An 18,613-nucleotide genomic window follows, 5' to 3' on the forward strand; every position below is an offset into this window, starting at 1 on the left:
TCGGTGTGGGGTCAGAGGAGGCAGGCGAGGAGGCTGCGTGCCTCGACGTTGACGTAATAGCCGGTGTGGATCAGGCGATTGAGCAGGCCCAGGGGCATCCACCGGTAGTTGTCCGGGGCGTCGACCGTGTGCCCCTCCGGGACGTCGACGATGACGTGCGTCGTGTCCGCGTGGGAGAAGCGACCGCCGTCCTCCGACTGCACGGTCTTGAGGCGGATCCAGGACTCCGGTGCGTCGAGGTACTCCGCGAGCGGGGGGACCTCTTGCGGACCGCGGTAGCTTCCCGGGGTTAGCTGCACCGTCGCGGCGAGCTCCATCCGGTCCGTGAGGCCGGGCTGGACCATGGCCTGGACGAGGAAGTGCAGCACTCCTTCACGGCGCTGGCAGATCAGGGCCACGACGTTGCCGCCCGTCGGTTCGAGCATCGGCTGCCACCACGTGCCGACCTCCCGGCTCGTCGCCGCGACCGAAAGCCCGATAATCTGGAAGTAGCGGCCCTCGCGGTGACGGATGCTGTCCTCGCCGCACACCCACTCGTCCATGTCGCGCAGGCTGGTCCGCCTCACGTCCAGGCTGTACTTTGCCTTCTGGTCGATGAGCCAGGTGGTCGCTGCCATGACGTCGGCGTTCGTGCGGCCCGCAGCGTGTGACTCGACCGCGTGACGGTGAAAGGTGTCCTGGATGTCACCATAGGACTCTGGGTCGCCCTCCGCGGCGTACGAGATGCCGGACAGCACCGTGCGGGCGTTCATGTTCACGCGGTTGCCTTGTGCGAGCTGGTGACGAAGCTGACCAAGCGTCAGCCATGTGTAGTCGTCGGCCAGCTCGACGTCTTCGTCCTCGGAAAGCTCGACGATCATGTTGCGGTTGCGCTTGTGCAGGTACCAGGACGCGTGCTCCGAGAGGAGCTGGTCGAAGACGATGCGCCGTCCGGCGTGTTCCTGGAAGTACTCCAGGTACGGGGTGGACCGGCCGCCGTGCACCCGCTGGTAGTTGCTGGGCGTCGCCTGCACCGTCGCGGCGTACTGCACCAGATTGCTGTTGCCTGGCTCCATCTTCGCCTGCATCAGGAAGTGGTGAACACCGTTGATGCGCTTGACGAGAATTCCGAGGATGCCTATCTCCGGCTGAACGATGATCGGCTGACGCCACTGGGCAACCGGCCCGAAATTCGTGCGTATGGTCAGCCCCTCCACCGAGAAGAACCGGCCCGACGCGTGCTGGAGACGGTCGTCGAGCCGCCAGTCGGGAAGCGCGGTCAACGGAACCTGTTCGACGCTGAAGCTGGAAAACGCGGATCGCTTCTCCAGGAAGGCGTCGGAGTCCTGGGTCTCCGCGGTGCTCAGGGTCGTGGACGAGGAGAGGAATCCATTCGTAAGACTCACCTTGGTGGGCATGAAGCAGCTCTCCTCCAAGCTACGTCGATGGAGTGCGACGAGGGGTCACAGAGTCTGGAGGGCACCGTCGGCGGCGATGTCGCGTGCCATGAGGTCGATACCGGCATCGAGGCTGCGCGGTGCGAAGTCAATGAGGCTGCGCAGCACCGACAGGTCGACCGCCAGGTTGCCGGTGTCGGTGTGGGCGTCGGGGCCGCGCGTGGTGGCGATCGGGGAGCCCGTGGCGGTGCTCACCGCGTGGAGCACGTCGGCGATGGATCTGCCCGTGCCGGTACCGATGTTGACCGTCCCGGGAAGGTCCCGGCCGCAGTCGATGAGGTCGAGCGTCGCCGTGACGAAGTCGTCGACATGGATGAAGTCCCGGGTTTGCCGCCCGTCGCCGTGGAGCGTAAAGGGAGCCCCGGTCAGGGCGCTCCAGAATGCCGCCGACACCACACCCTGCCCCCGCGACTGCGGCAGGAGACGGCCGTAGACATTCACGCAGCGCAGGGAAAGGGTGGACAAGCTGTGCACGCGCCGGTAGTAAGCCATGTACTCCTCGCCCATCCGCCGCGACATCCCGTACGGCGAGGTGGGCTGCCCGGGGTCCGACTCGCGCTTCGGCTCGTCGGCGGGCGCATACACGGCACCGGCGGAGGAGAGGAAGACGATCCTCGTGCCGGGGCTGAGCGAGCGGACTTTCTCGCAGAGCTCGATCACCAGCGAGAGTGTCCCGATGGCGTCGGCCGCGGGCGCCGCCGCCGAGGGCAGCGGAAACCGGCCTCCCGCGGCGATCACGATGGCGTCCACGCCCTGCTCCAGGGCCTGCGGCAGACGGTCGGCGCCCTCGCCGGAGAGCAGGCGGATCTCACCCGGCCCGGGATCCGCGTCCCGGGTGGCGAAGGGGTCGGAACGGCTGATCACGGTGGCGTTCCAGCCGCGCCGCGCCGCGCCGCGGGCCAGCGCGCTGCCCAGGAATCCCGCGCCGATCATCGTGAGCCGTGTCATCGTGCGGCCTTCCTGCCGGTCGGTGTGTCACTGCGGTCCAACAGCAGTGCCTCCAGCCGTCGTACGACCGACTCCTCGCCGTCGGGGCTGAGCGCGCGCGGGTCGACCTCCAGATGGCCCAGATGCAGCTTGAAGTCCCGCAGATAGATGGACGGAACGCCTGCCTTCATCTCTTCGGCGAGGGTGACGGCGCTGCGCCCCGCCGCGGCGGGGTCGACCGTCAGCAGGACTCGGTAGATCGTGCGCCCGGAGTCGTCCTGGACGGTGCGAGCGGAGAGACCGGGGAGGGCGTCCAGCCGGGCCGCGAGCTTGGTCATCCGTTCGAGCTGCTCCGCGGCCCGCTGTTCCTCCGAGACGGCGGTGTACTCCCGGACGGCCTGGAGCAGCCCCAGCAGGTTCTCCTTGCCGACCTTCATGGGACGGGCGATACCGGAGTACTGCGCCCGGCACGCCGTGACCAGTTCGCTGCGCCCGCAGATGAACCCCGAGGTGGGCGCTCCCAGCATCTTGGGTCCGCTGTAGATCACCAGGTCGGCGCCGCTCCCCGCCCAGCGCCGCAGATCCCCTTCGCCTGCGGCGTCGACGATCACCGGGACGCCGTGCTCGCGGCCAATGGCGACCAGCTCGTCGAGCGGGACTCCCTTGCGGTGGACCGCGTGGGTGCGGGAGGTGACGTACACCAGGGCTGCGGTCCGTGGAGTGATGGCATTGGCGACGTGGCTTCGGGGCGTCTCGTTGACGGCGCCCACCTCGACGGCCCGGCCGCCGCCCAGCGCGATCATCTGGGCGAGGGGCGCGCCTCCGTAGCTGATGGCGTGGCCCTTCTGCAGCACGATCTCGTTGGGCCGGTCCCCGGGGTCGGGCAGACGTTGGACGCGCAGGCCGTCCGTCCCGGCGACACAGGCGGCCACAGCGATCGCCATGCCGGCGGCTGCCCCGATGACCGGGCAGGCATCCTCGCTGGCGGTCACCTCGGCGAGGTAGCTGCCCGCGGTCCGCCAGAGCTGGTCCATGTCGACGTGGAACCGTGCGGCGTTGCTCATGGCCTCGATGACACCGTCGCTGAGAGTGCAGCCACCCAGCGGGGTTGAGTTGGCCTGTGCGCTGACGACGGGTGCGACGCCGAGATCCTGGTACTCCATGATGTGGCTCCCAGTTCGTCGGTCGGCATTCGGAGGGAATTCCAACTCATTCACCGCGCAATTCCTTGTCCAGCCAGGTGATGAAGGGGACCATGCTCTTCTCGTAGAGCCGCTCCATGCGTCGTGCGGGTTTGCCCACGGCGCCGGACTTCACCTGCTGCAGCGCGTCGGCCAAGCTCTTGGCACTGGGCTCGTGCAGGACGACTCCCAGGTTTTCGCGAGCGACCAGATCGCCCGAGATCCCGTGGGGGTCGATGATGGTGGGGATACCGTGCAGCCAGGTGTCGCGCAGCCGCAGCCGGGTGCCGGTCTCGTTCTCGGCGCCCGGTTTGGCTATGCAGACGTACGCCTGGGCGGCCTTCACGTACTGGTCGCGCTGGGACAAGGCGAGGGGCTGCGTGTGCAGGTGGACTCGGTCGCCGAGTTCGAGACCGTGGATCGCCCTGCGCACCTCGGCGATGGTGGAGCCAGTGTCCTCGGTGGGTGCCGCGTGCAGGAAGGCGGCGCTGGCGTCCACGTCCCGGTCCCGGAGTATCGCCATCGCCTCCACCAGCATGAGCGGCTCGAAGAAGGCCCAGATGCCGCCGGTCCACAGGAAATCGGCCATGTGGACCGGCTCGGTGGCGTCCGCCGACTCCAGGCCGCGCCGGCTGAACCCGACCGGCACGGTGCTGATCAGGTGGTCCAGCGTCGCGGACCGCGCGATGTCGTCGGGCGTTGTCCGGCCGAACGCGCACAGCGTCGACAGGAGCGCCGCCCGCTCGACCTGGGAGCGGCACAGGAAGTGGTGCGTCACCTGTAGCAGGCGCCGGTACGTGCCGAGGAACCGCTGGTGCTCGCCGGTCGGGTCGGCGCACGCGAGCACCGACGGAAAGCTCATGTGCTCGATGGGTGCCCGGCACTCGCCGATGATCAGCTTGTGGTGGGCGACGGCGAGTTCGATCCGGCCCCGGTCCGGGGTGTCGAAGAACATGACGGCGTGGGCCGTCGCGATGGCCCGTGCCGCGTCCTCTCCCAGCGCCACCTGTTCCGCGGCGGCGAGGTCGACGGTATCGGCGGCAGGCCGGGTGAGGACGCGTACCCGGTAGTGCCGGCTGAGGACTTGGGCGATCTCCGCAAGGCGCTGGCCGGTACCGGCGATGGAGGTCTCGGACAAGGAGTACGAACCTGCGTCGATGACGACGATGGGTTGGTCGGTCATTGCTCTTCGAGCACCATCCAGTCAGGAGAACGACGACGTGTCAGGAGAACTCAGCGAAGTAGTAGGGGGGGCCGTACTGTTCGTGAACCCGTCGGCTGCCTTGGCCGTCCCGGAGGACGCCGGCCCGCGCATGGCCGAACTCCTCGGCCAGTGCGTGGACGGCGGCCTCGCGTCCGCCGAGGAAGGTGAGTTCGTTGACCCCGAGACGAAGCACCGGGCCGGGCAGGCCGGGCAGGTCCACTTGGACGTTGACCCGGATGCCGTGGTCGTATAGGGACTCTGAGAAGCGGTCGGTCTGTTCCGCGTCCCCGATCGTCACCCAGAGCTGGTGGGTGCTGGTGGCGTGGCCGTTCTCGTCGGTGGTGACGTCGAAGCCGTCCGCCGCGAGGAGCTTGCTGAACAGCCGCGCGTTCGCAATCACTTGTTCCGCGTATGCCTGGCCGAAGTGACGGAACTCCGCAGCGGCCAGCCCCAGGGCGAGCGTCTCGCCGAAGTGGTGACTGCTGAGCATTGTGAACTGGGCGTCCTTGACCCGCTGGTGGAGATCGGGGCTTCGGGTGAACAGGACACCCTTGTGCGGCCCGGGAAAGGTCTTGTGCGTGGAACCGCCCATGGTGTGGGCCCCGGCGTCGAGCGGGTTGCTCAGGGCGGAACCGAGGACCAGACCCATCGTGTGGCTGCAGTCGACGTGCAGGAGCGTACGCGGAGAGTGTGCCTCGATGAGCTCGGCGACGCGGAACACCTCCAGCTCGTGGCGGCTGTTCTGCAGATCCAGATAGACCAGTTCGGGTGCGCGCTCGCGAAGGACCTGCCCAAGTCGCTGCTCGTCGACCCGGCCGCAGGAGACGGGAACGGTGGCCGACTCGAAGCCGAGCCGACGCGCCATGTCGGCGGTGGCGTAGTGCCCGCCGGAAGCGGCGTCGACGGAGACGACCGTTCCGCCCGGTTTCCCGCCGAGCCCCGCCATGGCCATCATCATGGCCGAAAGTCCTGATATGGGCCGTTCGTTGACGTACGGAGCGCGGGCGAGCTGGCTCAGGTGGCCGCGTGCCAGCTCCGTCTCGATCTCGGCAACTTCCTGGCCACCGCGGAACTGCCAGAAGCCAGGGTCCAGCTGGTCATTGAAGAAGTACCGGTTGTAGTAGTCGGTGCTGAGCGGCATTTGAGCCAGCGGCGACAGCTTATTCTCACTCGGCACGAGATTGACGGCTTCCGCTGCCTTCCGTTCCTGGGCGCGGAACCGTTCGACAACCTTGCGGAGCTCCCTGATGTCAGTCATCTCATGGTTCCCGAAAGTGCGTCTATTGCGGTATTCGAAGTCAATGGGCTACGTCTCTCGTTCGGCTCCGGAAAGGGGTGGCACGGTGTGACCGGCAGGCCATCGCCGCCGCGCCTCATCACGCTCGAAGACTCGATTTTCCACCGGGGTGCCTCGTTGAGGTCCTGATTGTGTACGCCGCATTTAACGTACGTGCTTTTCTGGTGCAATCTCTAGTCTGCTGAGGTGTATCGCGACTCGTCTACCGACTCTTCGTCATTGGCGGATCGTCCCGGCCCGCATGGCCGCTCGTCTTCGGGCTGGCGCCCTGCCACCGGTCCGCAGTCGATCCGCTGTCCGGGAAGACGTTAGAGGGCTGGCCGATCCCCCGTGGCCGAAGGGCCACTAGGCAAGGTGACGGCTCGGGCGGGACGATTGGTCCGCATTCCAATGAGTGAGCGCGCTCGACCGCTGGGAGCAATGCATGGACCTCAGTTCGCTGCAGCGACTCGTCTGGGAGAACAAGGTACGAAAGGGCTACAACACCACCGATACGCCCCTGGAGTTTTGCATGCTCCAGGAAAACGCGGCCACGGCCTTCACTGCGTGGAGGAAGCGGGAAGAGCTCCTCGGGGAGGAACTCGCCGATGTCGTGCTCTACGCGACGAGCATTGCCGAAATGGCTGGCCTCGACCTGCAGCACGAAGTGAAGAAGAAGGTCGACAAGAATGCGGCACGCCCTGACTGAGAGCCGGGTGCTGAGAAAGTGAGGGACATGGCTGGCAGCGGAAAGCACGCACCGTCCATTGGCGAGCTGACCGACGCCTGCGTATTCGGCACCCGAGTAAACCGAGTGGAGGACCCGCGGCTGCTCACCTCGGGCGGCGTCTATGTCGACGACCTGCGGGTCCCCGAACTCATGGGGGCGGCGTACGTGACCTTCGTGCGTTCCCCCGTTGCGCATGCAGTCATCACCGGCATCGACACATCTCGCGCGGAGGCCCACCCCGGCGTGACGGCCGTCTACACGGCCGCGGACCTGAACGACCTGCCCGCACCGCAGCCGTTCCGGCAGTCGGAGAACGGCAACGGGCTCTTCGCCGAGCCCCTGCTCGCCGGGGAGAAGGTCCGGTTCGTGGGGGAGCCGGTCGCGGTCGTGCTCACCCACTCGCAGTACGACGGCCAGGACGCCGCGGATCTCGTCGACGTGGACTACGAGCAGATCCCCGCCGTCGTAGGCCCCGCTCAGGCGATGCGCGACGACTCGCCGCTCCTGTACGAAGAGGCCGGGACGAACATCGTCGATCAGCGTGACCGCGATGGCTATGACGACGCGATCTTTGCCGAAGCGGACGTGGTCGTCGATCGAGAGATCGTGAACCACCGGGTGGCCTGCGTCCCGATGGAGTGCCGTGCCACTGCGGCGGTATTCGACGGTACGCGGCTTACGGTCTGGCACAGCAGCCAGAACGCCCAGCGTTGTCGGAGCACCCTCACCGCGTCCCTCGGCATCCCGCCCGAGGCGATCCGGGTGATCGTCCCCGATGTCGGCGGCGGCTTCGGTGCGAAGATCGGCATCGACCGGGATGCCATCGTCGTCGCCTGGACCGCTTGGAAGTCGAGAACCCCGGTGCGATGGGCGGAGAGCCGCGCCGAGAACCTCGTTGCCATGACGCAGGGCCGTGCCCAGCTCAATCGCGTCAAGCTCGGCGGCACACGTGATGGCACGATCACGGCGTACCGTCTCGACGTCGTCCAGGACGCGGGCGCCTATGCGCGGACCAGCACCCTCGCTCCCGTCACCTGCACGATGGCACCTGGTGTGTACGACATTGCGCACGTGCAGAGCGGATACCGCGTTGTCGTCACCAACACCACCCCGGTCAACAAGTACCGCGGCGCGGGCCGACCGGAGGCCACGGCCGCCATCGAGCGCGCGGTGGACCTGTTCGCCGCCGAGATCGGCATGGATCCGGCCGAGGTCCGCCGCCGCAATGTCATCGCGGCGGACGCCTTCCCGTTCCGCACCGCAACGGGGGTCCGCTACGACTCCGGTGCGTATGAGGCGGCCCTTAACAAGGTCCTCGGGGCCGCCGACTACCCCCGGCTCAGAGCGGAGCAGGCTGCCCGCAGGGACAGCGGGTGCGTGAACGTGCTCGGCATCGGTCTCTGCGTGTACGTGGAGATGACTGGCGGCGGTGGTGAGACCGCCAAGGTGATCGTGGACGGCAAAGGGCAGGCCACGGTCCTGACCGGCAGCTCGGCGCAGGGGCAGGGGCACCACACCGCCTGGGCGGTCCTGGTCGAGGCCGAGCTCGGTATCCCGTTGGACATGATCACCGTTGTACACGGGGACACCGACCTCATCCCGAAGGCCGTCGGCACCTACTCAAGCCGGTCCCTGCAGCTCGGCGGTTCCGCGGTCCTCAAGGCCGCCTCCGACGTGAGGAGCCAGGCCCGGCGGTACGCTGCCGAACTCCTCGGGGTCCGGATGTCCGACGTCACGTTCGAGGCCAGCTCCGGCACCTGGCACGCGGCAGGCAGCCCGGGCCGCGCCCTCACCTGGGCCCAGATGGTCAAGCACGCCGAGACCGTGATCAGCGCCGAGGCCGAATTCGACTCGAACGGACCGACGTTTCCGTTCGGCGCGCACCTCTCGGTCGTCGAGGTCGACACCGAGACGGGGAGGACCACACTGCTCCGCCACGTCACCGTGGACGATGCGGGGCCGGTCCTCACCCCGGCCCTCGCCGAAGGGCAGCGCCAGGGCGGCATCGCGCAAGGCGTCGCCCAGGCGCTGTTCGAGGAGGTGCGCTACGCCGAAGACGGCATCCCGCTCAACGCGACGCTCGGGGACTACGGGGTCGTCGCTGCCTGTGATCTGCCTGACTTCGAGTTGGAGGCCGGCGAGACCCCCACGGACGTGAACCCCCTCGGCGTCAAGGGAATCGGCGAAGCGGGGACGATCGGTTCCACTCCCGCGGTGCAGAACGCGGTTGTCGACGCGCTCGCTCACCTCGGCGTCCGGCACATCGACATGCCGCTGACGCCGGACCGCGTCTGGGCGGCGATCAGGGAAGCGGGCGACGCGTGCCGGTCTCGGCGATGACGGCCTGTGGCCAGGAGAGCGCTTCCGGCCCTCGGCGCCGGGCCGGAGTCCAGCCCCGCTCGGCACGTCATTCCCCTGGTGTCCACGGGCCGCGACCCCACCCACCCTCATGCTGAGAGCGAGGCCGTCATGACACGTCCAGCACCACGCGAGGTACGGGACCTCCCGCCGCAGACCACTAACTTGATGACATCTCAGAAACGGCGGTGCCTTCTTCTCCAGGACATCGACGTGGTGATCGACGGTGGTGCGAACGGCGGTCAGTACGCGAAGTGGATGCGTCAGTGTGGTTTCCGGGGGGAGATCCACTCGTTTGAGCCGGCGTCCGAGACATTTGGTGTCCTGGTCGAAGCCGCCCGGTCGGACGACGACTGGCACTGCCACAACGTGGCACTGGGGCCCAAGGACGGCGAAATCCCGTTGCACCTGACCCGTACGTCGCTCGGCTCGTCGGTCTTCCGGCGGACCGAGCTGCACTCCCGCGTGTGGCCCAAGGACGTCGCGGCCGGTACGGAGCTGGTTCCGATGCGGTCGCTCCGCTCGCTCTGGCACGAACTGGGCTGCGACGGGCGCCGGGTGTACCTGAAGCTGGACGTGGAAGGCGCCGAACTGTCCGCCCTGGAGGGCGCGGGGACAGTCCTCTCCCGCATCGCACTGCTCGAAGTTGAACTGTCGTTGGTAGACATGCACCACGGCGCACCGACGTTCCGTGAGGTGCTCAACTTCCTCAACGACCACGGCTTTTCAGCGGTCGCCCTGGAGCAGAACCACAGCGGCGACGACACGACCGGCCAGATGTTGATGATCGACGGCATCTTTCGGGCCCCGGTCGCTGAAGCCCACAGCGACAGCTGAAGCCAGCGCACGCCGCCCCCCTCGGCCGCATTCCATCGGCGCCGCTCGTCCTTCCTTGAGGGAGATCAGATGAACCGCATCTCGGTGCACGTGGATGGCACCACGTACGAGGATGAGGTGGAGCCCCGGCTCCTCCTCGTCCACTACCTGCGGGACAGGCTGGGCCTCACCGCCACGTCGAGCGGCTGCGACACCGGGAACTGCGGGGCGTGCACCGTCGATCTGGACGGGGCGAGCGTCAAGAGCTGCTCGGTCCTGGCGGTGCAGGCGGACGGCGGTGAAGTGACCACCGTGCAAGGGCTCGCACGGGACGGCGAGTGGCATCCGCTGCAGCGGTCCTTCCACGAGCACCACGCCCTGCAGTGCGGCTACTGCACCCCCGGAATGATCATGGCGGCCCGTGATCTGCTGCGGCACAACCCCGAGCCCGGTCCAGAGGAGGTCCGGCGTGCGCTGAAAGGTAACCTCTGCCGTTGCACCGGCTATCAGAACATCGTCAAGGCCGTGCTCGCTGTGGCTGCTGAGCAGAGAGCCCCGGCGGAACCGACCACGCGTGGGGACGAGGCGTGCGCATGACCACCCCGGCCCCCGCCCCGGTGACCGCGGGTCGGCCGTGCCTTCTGGGCGCCCGGAAGTCCAGTGGAAAGGTAGGGCAGCATGATCCCTGCGGCATTCGACTACGCATGCCCGGAGAGCGTTGAGACGGCCGTCCGTATGCTCGCGGAGCGCAGCGGGGAGGCGAAGGTGTTGGCCGGCGGCCAGAGCCTGCTGCCGATGCTGCGGTTACGGCGTGCCTCCACGCGGTTGGTGGTCGACATCAACCGACTGCCGCAGCTACGCGGCGTCCAAGAGACGGCGGACGCGCTCGTCATCGGCGCCATGACCACTCACCATGACATCCTCCACGACGAGCTGGTCAGGCACCACGTCCCGCTGCTGGCCGCTGCGACGAAGATGGTCGGTGACCCGGCCGTTCGCCACCGCGGCACCCTCGGCGGCTCCGTCGCGCACGCCGATACGGTCGGCGACCTGCCGCCGGTGGTCCTGGCACTGAACGGCGAGTTGGTCGCGCAGGGCCCGCGCGGGCGGCGCACCATCCCATCCGCCGAGTTCTTCATCGACCATCTGACGACCGCACTGGAGCCCGACGAACTGCTTGTCGAAATCCATGTACCCAAGCTGGGAGAGGGCTGGGGCTGCCACTACGAGAAGTTCCATCTCTCCGCGCAGACGGCCACGCTTGTCGGCGTGGCCGTGGCGGTACGCCGCGAGGGCGGCCGTATCGCTGAGGCGCGTATCGCGTTGGCCAACATGGGCGTCACCCCGCTGCGGGCGTCCGCCGCCGAGGCGGCCCTGGCTGGCGCGGACGCCACGGCGCAGGCCGTGGGCCGGGCCGCTGAGACGGCGGTCGAGTGCACCGCGCCGCTGTCAGCGGGGCCAGACCATCGGTCGGCCTACCGGGCCCACTTGGCCCGGGTGCTGACGCGCCGCGCCATCCTCACCGCAGCCGGAACGGAGTGCTCTTGATGACCGGTACGCCCGCCGAGGCCGCCTCGACTCAACGGCCCGTACAAAGCCTGTTGCGTCTATGGCCGTACGTCCGTCCGGTGCGCGGACGGCTGTTCACATCGGTGGCCGTGGCATTGCTCGCCTCCTGCGCCGCGCTGGTCATCCCCCTGGTGCTCAAGTGGATGGTGGACGGGCCTGTCGCCGAGGCCGACCCGGGCGGTGTCTGGCTGGGTGGCGTCTTCCTACTGGTGCTCGGGGTGGCCGAGGCCGGGCTGTCCGGGCTGCGACGTTGGCTGGTGGCACGCCCGCTGGCCGGAGTCGAGGCGTCGCTGCGCGGCGCCCTGTACTGGCGCGTTCAGCGGCTTCCGATGTCCTTCCACGACCACTGGTCCTCGGGCCAGATGCTGTCCCGTGGCACGACCGACCTCAACGTCATCCGGATGTTCCTGACCTTCCCGCTGGCCTACCTGGTGGTGAACGGTCTGACCATCCTCATCGGCTTCATGATCCTGCTGGGGCAGCGCTGGACCCTGGGGCTGGTGCTGCTGACCCCGGTGGTGCCGCTGGTGGTGCTGTGCTCCGTCTTCGAGGCGCGCTATCTGGTCGCCTCACGCCAGGCCCAGGACCAAGTGGGTGATCTGACCACGGTGGTGGAGGAGTCGGTTCTGGGCATCCGGATCGTCAAGGGCTTCGGCCGCCACCATAGCCAGGCTCGCGCCTTTGCGTCGCTAGCCCGGAAGGTGCGTACGAGCGAGCTGCGCAAGGCGCGGCTGATGGCCGCGCTCTGGGCAGTCATGACTGTGCTCCCGGAACTCGCCATCGGCGCGACGCTGGTGCTCGGCACGGTGCAGGTGGCCGATGGCGGGCTCTCGGCGGGCACGCTGGTTGCGTTTCTGTCCACGGTCCTCGCGCTGCGCTGGCCGACGGAGTCGATCGGTTTCCTGCTGGCCATGAGCAACGAGGCGGCAGCGGCCACCGAGCGTTACTTCGAAGTCATGAACGAGCCCACGGAACGGGAAGGAGCGGGAGCGGTCACGGCGGCAGAAGCGGTACACCGGGCGCCGAAGGAGCCTGCCACAACGTCGGCAACGGCAGGAGCGGCAACGCAGGTGGCGGTACGCGGCGCGGAAGAGACGCGCGGCCGAGCGGTCGAAGCAGGGACGCCCGGAGCGGGGGAAGACATCCCGGCAGGGCTCGGTGAACTAGCCTTCGAAGACGTGGAGTTCCGTTACCCGGACGCCCCGCGCGCCGCCCCGGCCACCCTGCGCGGTGTCGACCTGCGGGTCCGACCCGGTGAGACCATGGCCCTGGTCGGCGCAACGGGTAGCGGCAAGACGGCGCTCACCGCGCTGGTGCCGCGCCTGTACGAGCCCACCGGTGGCCGGATTCTGCTCGACGGCCGGGACATCACGTCGTTGACGCGGGAGGAGCTGCGGACGCTGGTCAGCGTCGCTTTCGAGGAAGCGACGCTTTTCTCCACGACCGTGGCCGAGAACGTCCTGATGGGCGGGGACAGGCTGACGGACACGGACCTGCTGCGGGCTCTGGAGGTCGCCCAGGCCGACGAGTTCGTGTCCGCGCTCCCGCACGGCCCCCGGACCCAGGTCGGAGAGCAGGGGCTGAGCCTTTCGGGCGGCCAGCGGCAGCGGCTGGCGCTCGCCCGCGCAGTCGTCGCCCAGCCGCGCTATCTGATCCTGGACGATCCCCTCTCTGCGCTGGACATCCGGACCGAGGCCATGGTCGAGGCGGCGCTGCGGCGTGTTCTTGCGGACACCACCGCCCTGGTCGTGGCGCACCGCCCGTCCACGGTCCTGCTCGCCGACCGGGTGGCGCTGCTCTCCGGTGGGCGGATCGCCGCAATCGGCACCCATCACGAACTGCTGCGGGACAGCGCGGAGTACGCGGCCCTGATGTCGGGCGGCCCAGCGTGGCCCGCGCCCTCCGCGGCCGTCAGCACCGTGACTGCGTCGACCGGCCCAGAGGTCCGTACCAGCGTGCGAGGCAAGAAGAAGGACGGCATCCGATGAGCACGAGCGCGACCACCGGACAGGCGGACGGGCGGGACGGCCCGCAGCGTCGCGGCACGGGGACCGAGCCCGTAGGCACCGCAACCACCGCCGACACCTCTGCTGCCGCCGAAGCCTCGACCGACGCCACGCGCATGGTCGACGCCACCCCTGACTCTGGGCCCGGTTCTGACGACCCTTTCGACCGAGACACGCTGCCCACGCCCAAGGGTGCCTCCCGGGCCCTGTTGGGCTCACTGCTGCGCCCGCATGCCCGCCAGGTGGGGGCGGCAGCCCTCTTGATCCTGTTGCAGCAGGCAGCCGTGCAGGCGGGCCCGCTGCTGGTCGCGTTCGCCATCGACCGGGCCGTACCCGCTCTCCGGCGCGACGACACGGGTCCGCTGCTGGTCGTGGCGACGGCGTATCTGCTGTGCGCCGCGGTCACCGGTGTGCTGCAGTACGGCTTCATCCAGCTCTCCGGGCGCCTCGGCCAGGACGCTCTCCTGGAGCTGCGCACCCGCATCTTCCGGCATTCGCAGGCCCTGAGCCTGGACTTCCACGAGCGCTACACCTCGGGCCGCCTAATCTCCCGCGCTACCGCCGACGTCGAGAACCTGCGCATGCTGCTCAACAACGGTAACGGCCTGCAGGAACTGACCGCGATCGGCCTGTCCACGGTCTATATCGGGGCGATGTTGCTGTACCTGGACTGGGGTCTGGGTGCCGCCGCACTCCTCTCCGCGCCGCTACTCGCCCTCCTGGTGCGATCCCTGCAGCAACGCTCGATGCGCGCCTATCGCAGGAAGTCCACGGCCACCGCGGCCGTCGTCGTGAAGTTTTCCGAAACCCTCAACGGCATCCGCCCGGTGCGGGCCTTCCGTCGCGAACACGCCAACGACGTGGAGTTCGCCGGGCTGAACAGGCGACAGGAACAAGTCAGCGGTGATGCGTCCCTGGAGATGGCACGCTACGTGGCCTCCTCCCGTCTGGTGGCCAACACCGCTGTGGCTGTGCTGATGCTGTGGAGCGCCTACCGGGTGGCCTCCGGCGCCCTTGCGCTGGGGACGTTGGTCGGGGCCGCGCTGTATCTGCGGCGGCTGTACGACCCCATCGACCGGCTGGGCGTACTGCTGAACAGCTATCAGGCGGCGGCTGCGTCCCTGGAGAAGATCGCCGGACTGCTCGCCCAGCGCCCCGGGGTCCCCGAGGCACAGGCGCCCGTCGCGCTGCCTCCGCTTCGCGGGGAGGGCCCCGGCCGCGCGTTGGTGCTCGATTCCGTACGCTTCGCCTATCGCACCGGTGGCGAGGTCCTGCCACGCTTCAGCCTGACGCTGGAGGCGGGGCGTACCGTGGCCGTCGTCGGTCCCACCGGCGCGGGCAAGTCCACCCTCGCGAAACTGCTGGCCCGCTTCTACGACCCCACCAGTGGCCGGGTCCTGCTCGACGGGGTGGACCTGCGCGAACTGTCCGGCGCCGATCTGCGCCGAGGCGTGGTCATGGTCACCCAGGAGGCGTTCCTCTTCTCCGGCACGGTCGCGGAGAACATCGCAATCGGCCGTCCGGACGCCGGCCGGGAGGAGATCGAGCGCGTCGCGAAGGCGATCGGCGCGCATGATTTCATCGCGGCGCTACCGGCCGGGTACGACACGGACGTACGCAAGCGGGGTGGCCGGATCTCGGCGGGCCAGCGCCAGTTGGTCAGTCTCGCGCGCGCCCTGCTGGCCGACCCGGGCGTACTGATCCTGGACGAGGCGACGAGTTCGCTGGACATTCCCGGTGAGCGGGCTGTGCAGCAGGCCATGCGGACCGTACTGCACGGCCGTACCGCGGTGGTCATTGCGCACCGCCTGTCCACGGTGGAGATCGCCGACCGGGTGCTGGTGATGGCCGACGGCCGCGTTGTCGAGGACGGCTCTCCCGCGGACCTCGCCGCCGGGCGGGGCCGCTTCGCCGAGCTGCACCGGGCGTGGCGGGACAGCGTGGCCTGAAGACGGCGGGCCTGGCGCCGTGAGTCGCGGGGCCGGTCAGGGGAGCGACTTGCTGAACTCCTCGTGACCGACACTCGCGACGCCGGCGCGACTACCTCACCTCAGGAATGGGCCGCGGTGAGGCGCTGCAGGGCTGCGTCCGCCGGTGGCCCCCACGTGGCTTTGCCGCCCGTGCGGCCATGGACACCATTGTCGCCGATGAGCAGGCACGCGAGTGCCTTGAGCACGGCCCACCCGGCAGCGCGGCGCAGGGTCGCGTCAGCAGCCGACGCGTAACTCTGATGGAAACGGTCGATGGCCCCGTTCGGCAGTACGTGCCAGCCGGCCGCCAGGTCACATGCCGGGTCTCCGGCGCACAGATCGCCGAAGTCGACCACGCCGCAGAAGGTGCCGTCTCGTGTCAGAAGATTGGCCGGGTGCAAGTCCGCGTGCAGCCACATGGACGGACCTGACCAGGCAGGTGCGGCGAGCGCGTCTTTCCAGATCTCGCGCACGGTATCCGGTTGGGGAATCAACCCGCGATTCGTCGTCTCTTTGAGGAAATACTCAAAGCCGTCGTCAGCGTCGGCCAGCGGTCCTCCTCGATTACGGCCAACGGGCGCGTTGTCGGGCGCGGGCTGATGCAGGGCCTTGAGGAAAGCGGCCAAGGCGTCGGCTGCCTCGTCGCCGCGCGTCGCGGGAGCGCGGTCGGCCGGTGTGCCGGGGACCCAGGTGGTGACGATCCAAGGGCGCGGGAATCGTTCGGAAGGCTGGCCCAGACGTTGCGGAACCGGCACCTGCAAGGGGAGTTGGGACGCCATGCCCGGCAGATGGGCGTATTCCTTGAGGAGCAGTTCGTCTGCGTCCTCCGTGGCCCAGGGCAGCCGGACCGCGAGGTCGTCGCCGAGCCTCCACAACTGGTTGTCCCAGCCGCGGGCGCCGAGCGTCAGCGGCAAGCCGGCCAGGTCGGGGTGTTGTTCGCGCAGCAACTCTGCAATCAGATCTGCGGTGATGTCATTTTCGGTGTCGGTCACGGCCGCAACTATAGTGCTGTGACGCAAGTGCGTCCGTAGTGCACTTGAGTGCGTCCGTAGTGCACTTGGCCGGATTGTGAGGGGTACTCAGCACGGTCCCGCCTTACGCCACCAGGCGGCATTCTCGGCATACCAGCGGACGGTTTCAGCCAGTCCTTTCTCGAAAGAGACCCGGGGCGCGTAGCCGAGGGTTCGCAGTTTCGTGTCGGTCAGGGAATAGCGGCGGTCGTGGCCGGGCCGGTCCGGCACCTTCTCCACCCTGTCCCAGCCCGCTCCGCAGGCGGTCAAGAGCCGGTCGGTCAGTTCGTTGTTGGTCAGCTCGTGGGTTCCGGCAATGTGGTACACCTCGCCGGCCGAACCCCGTTCGGCGGCGATCTGGATTCCCCGGCAGTGGTCGGTGACGTGAACCCAGTCGCGCACGTTCGTGCCGTCCCCGTAGAGCGGTACCGTCCCACCGGTGAGCAGCCGGGTCACGAAACGCGGTATAGCCTTTTCCGGATGCTGGTAGGGCCCGTAGTTGTTGCCGCACCGGGTGATGATCACGGGCAGCCCGTGAGTGATGTGGTAAGAACGCGCGAGCAGGTCGCTGCTGGCCTTTGACGCGGCGTAGGGAGAGTTGGGGGCCAGGGGCGCGGTCTCGTCCCAGGATCCGCAGCCGATGGAGCCGTACACCTCGTCAGTGGAGATGTGCACGACGCGTCCGACCGCGGCCTCCAGACAAGCGTCGAAGAGCCTCTGCATGCCGAGCACGTTGGTCTGTACGAAGTCGGCGGCTCCTTCGATCGATCGGTCCACATGGGACTCGGCGGCGAAGCTCACCACTACATCGTGCCCCGGCACCACCTTCTCCAGCAGGGCGCGATCGCCGATATTGCCGTGTACGAAGGTGAACCGGTTGTCCACCGGTGCCAGATTCGCGAGGTTGCCCGCGTACGTGAGCAGGTCGAGCACGGTCACTTCGGCGTCCCGCCAGCCCGGGTAGGCTCCGGAGAGCAGCTCGCGCACGTAGGCCGATCCGATGAAGCCGGCGCCGCCGGTTACGAGTACGCGCATATCTGCACCTTGCTGTGATCGCCGAGGACAAGACGGTGCGCCCGTGGCGTCCGAGGAGCCGGGGTCACCTCCACCTCGTGGCCGATGAGGGATGCCTCGATGCGCCGCACCCCGCGGATGGCGGCTCCGCGCAGGACGACGGAGTACTCCAGTTCACTGTCGATGATCTGGCAGCCTTCGGCGACCGAGGTGAACGGCCCCAGATAGGAGTCCTGCACCACGCTGCCGTGTCCGACGACGGCCGGACCGACGATGCGGGAGTTGCGCACCACGGCACCGGGCGCCACCGTGACCCGGCCGATCAGCTCCGAATCCCGTACCGCGCCGGCGAGGTCGGGTTCCATTGCCTCTAGGACGAGCCGGTTCACCTCCAGCATGTCGGCGACGTTGCCGGTGTCCTTCCAGTAGCCCTCGGTGATCGTCGTGGCCACTGGGTGACCGGTGTCGATCAGCCCGGAGATGGCCTGGCTGATCTCCAGCTCGCCGCGGCCCGACGGGGTCAGGCCCGCCACGATCGGGTGCACCGCGGCGGTGAAGAGGAAGACCCCGACCAGTGCCAGGTCGCTCTTGGGCTCGGCGGGCTTCTCCTCGAGGCTGATTAGCCGTCCCTCGGCGTCCAGCTCCGCCACGCCGAACGCACGGGGATCGGCGACCTTGGTCAGCATGATCTGGGCCGCGGGGCGCTCCCTGCGGAACCGCTCCACCAGGTCCGAGATGCCGCCGATCAGGAAGTTGTCTCCGAGGTACATGACGAAGTCGTCCTCGCCCAGGTACTCGTGGGCGATCAGTACCGCGTGCGCCAGGCCGAGCGGCGCTGCCTGGGGCAGGTAGGTGACGTTCAGGCCAAAGGCCGATCCGTCCCCGACAGCGCGCTGGATCTCTTGCGCGGTGTCGCCCACCACGATGCCGACGTCGGTGATCCCGGCCTCGGCGATAGCCTCCAGGCCGTAGAAGAGGACAGGTTTGTTCGCCACCGGCACCAGTTGCTTGGCCGAAGTGTGCGTTATCGGCCGCAGCCGGGTTCCGGAACCTCCGGCGAGGACCAAGGCTTTCACTTCATCTCTCCCTTTCCGCTTTCCTGGGCTGACTCTCACT

Annotated in this window: 15 protein-coding genes; 7 read left to right on the top strand and 8 right to left on the bottom strand. The window is 68.4% G+C overall.

Going from position 1 to position 18,613, the window contains the following annotated elements; all coding sequences use genetic code 11:
- Positions 1 to 11: 11 nt before the first annotated feature.
- Genes ACWGJ2_RS01170 through ACWGJ2_RS01190 form a run of 5 tightly spaced genes read right to left on the bottom strand, consistent with a single transcriptional unit; the run spans position 12 to position 6,006 of the window.
- Positions 12 to 1,397: an NDP-hexose 2,3-dehydratase family protein gene (locus tag ACWGJ2_RS01170; protein WP_453343799.1), complete on the bottom strand. Its 1,386-nt coding sequence runs from the start codon at positions 1,395 to 1,397 to the stop codon at positions 12 to 14.
- Positions 1,398 to 1,442: 45 nt separating this feature from the next.
- Positions 1,443 to 2,384 carry an NAD-dependent epimerase/dehydratase family protein gene (locus tag ACWGJ2_RS01175; RefSeq protein WP_453343800.1) on the bottom strand — a complete coding sequence of 314 codons (942 nt, stop codon included), beginning with the start codon at positions 2,382 to 2,384 and terminating at the stop codon, positions 1,443 to 1,445.
- On the bottom strand, positions 2,381 to 3,526 hold the full coding sequence (locus tag ACWGJ2_RS01180) for a hypothetical protein (RefSeq protein ID WP_453343801.1): 1,146 nt from the start codon (positions 3,524 to 3,526) through the stop codon (positions 2,381 to 2,383). The genes ACWGJ2_RS01175 and ACWGJ2_RS01180 overlap by 4 nt, the downstream gene beginning before the upstream one ends.
- Positions 3,527 to 3,572: 46 nt before the next feature.
- Positions 3,573 to 4,727, bottom strand: a complete 1,155-nt coding sequence (locus ACWGJ2_RS01185; RefSeq protein WP_453343802.1) for a hypothetical protein — start codon at positions 4,725 to 4,727, stop codon at positions 3,573 to 3,575.
- A 40-nt stretch (positions 4,728 to 4,767) separates the two neighbouring features.
- A complete protein-coding gene (locus tag ACWGJ2_RS01190; protein WP_453343803.1) occupies positions 4,768 to 6,006 on the bottom strand; it encodes a hypothetical protein in 1,239 nt (412 codons plus the stop codon).
- Positions 6,007 to 6,439: 433 nt separating this feature from the next.
- Here ACWGJ2_RS01190 and ACWGJ2_RS01195 point away from each other — a divergent pair, with 433 nt between their 5' ends.
- From ACWGJ2_RS01195 to ACWGJ2_RS01225, 7 genes are all read left to right on the top strand, one after another.
- Positions 6,440 to 6,733 carry a hypothetical protein gene (locus ACWGJ2_RS01195; RefSeq protein WP_453343804.1) on the top strand — a complete coding sequence of 98 codons (294 nt, stop codon included), beginning with the start codon at positions 6,440 to 6,442 and terminating at the stop codon, positions 6,731 to 6,733.
- 27 nt (positions 6,734 to 6,760) lie between these two features.
- Positions 6,761 to 9,094: a xanthine dehydrogenase family protein molybdopterin-binding subunit gene (locus ACWGJ2_RS01200; protein ID WP_453343805.1), complete on the top strand. Its 2,334-nt coding sequence runs from the start codon at positions 6,761 to 6,763 to the stop codon at positions 9,092 to 9,094.
- A 231-nt stretch (positions 9,095 to 9,325) separates the two neighbouring features.
- Positions 9,326 to 9,949: an FkbM family methyltransferase gene (locus tag ACWGJ2_RS01205; RefSeq protein ID WP_453343806.1), complete on the top strand. Its 624-nt coding sequence runs from the start codon at positions 9,326 to 9,328 to the stop codon at positions 9,947 to 9,949.
- A gap of 69 nt (positions 9,950 to 10,018) precedes the next feature.
- A complete protein-coding gene (locus ACWGJ2_RS01210; RefSeq protein ID WP_453343807.1) occupies positions 10,019 to 10,525 on the top strand; it encodes a (2Fe-2S)-binding protein in 507 nt (168 codons plus the stop codon).
- Positions 10,526 to 10,606: 81 nt separating this feature from the next.
- The gene (locus tag ACWGJ2_RS01215; protein WP_453343808.1) at positions 10,607 to 11,476 is read left to right on the top strand and encodes an FAD binding domain-containing protein; all 870 of its coding nucleotides are present in this window, start codon (positions 10,607 to 10,609) and stop codon (positions 11,474 to 11,476) included.
- Positions 11,476 to 13,485, top strand: coding sequence for an ABC transporter ATP-binding protein (locus tag ACWGJ2_RS01220; RefSeq protein ID WP_453343809.1), 2,010 nt, complete (start codon positions 11,476 to 11,478; stop codon positions 13,483 to 13,485). The genes ACWGJ2_RS01215 and ACWGJ2_RS01220 overlap by 1 nt, the downstream gene beginning before the upstream one ends.
- Positions 13,482 to 15,452 (top strand): ABC transporter ATP-binding protein, encoded by a 1,971-nt coding sequence (locus tag ACWGJ2_RS01225; RefSeq protein WP_453343810.1) that lies wholly within the window; start codon positions 13,482 to 13,484, stop codon positions 15,450 to 15,452. The genes ACWGJ2_RS01220 and ACWGJ2_RS01225 overlap by 4 nt, the downstream gene beginning before the upstream one ends.
- A 101-nt stretch (positions 15,453 to 15,553) precedes the next feature.
- On the opposite strand, the gene ACWGJ2_RS01230 is transcribed toward ACWGJ2_RS01225, so the two are convergent.
- The 3 genes from ACWGJ2_RS01230 to ACWGJ2_RS01240 form a co-directional block, all read right to left on the bottom strand.
- Entirely contained in the window at positions 15,554 to 16,465 is a 912-nt protein-coding gene (locus ACWGJ2_RS01230; protein ID WP_453343811.1) for an aminoglycoside phosphotransferase family protein, read from the bottom strand.
- Positions 16,466 to 16,552: 87 nt separating this feature from the next.
- On the bottom strand, positions 16,553 to 17,518 hold the full coding sequence (gene rfbB, locus ACWGJ2_RS01235) for a dTDP-glucose 4,6-dehydratase (RefSeq protein WP_453343812.1): 966 nt from the start codon (positions 17,516 to 17,518) through the stop codon (positions 16,553 to 16,555).
- Positions 17,503 to 18,573, bottom strand: coding sequence for a glucose-1-phosphate thymidylyltransferase (locus ACWGJ2_RS01240; RefSeq protein WP_453343813.1), 1,071 nt, complete (start codon positions 18,571 to 18,573; stop codon positions 17,503 to 17,505). The genes rfbB and ACWGJ2_RS01240 overlap by 16 nt, the downstream gene beginning before the upstream one ends.
- Between the last annotated feature and the right edge of the window lie 40 nt (positions 18,574 to 18,613).

The organism is Streptomyces sp. NPDC054796, from assembly GCF_053611545.1.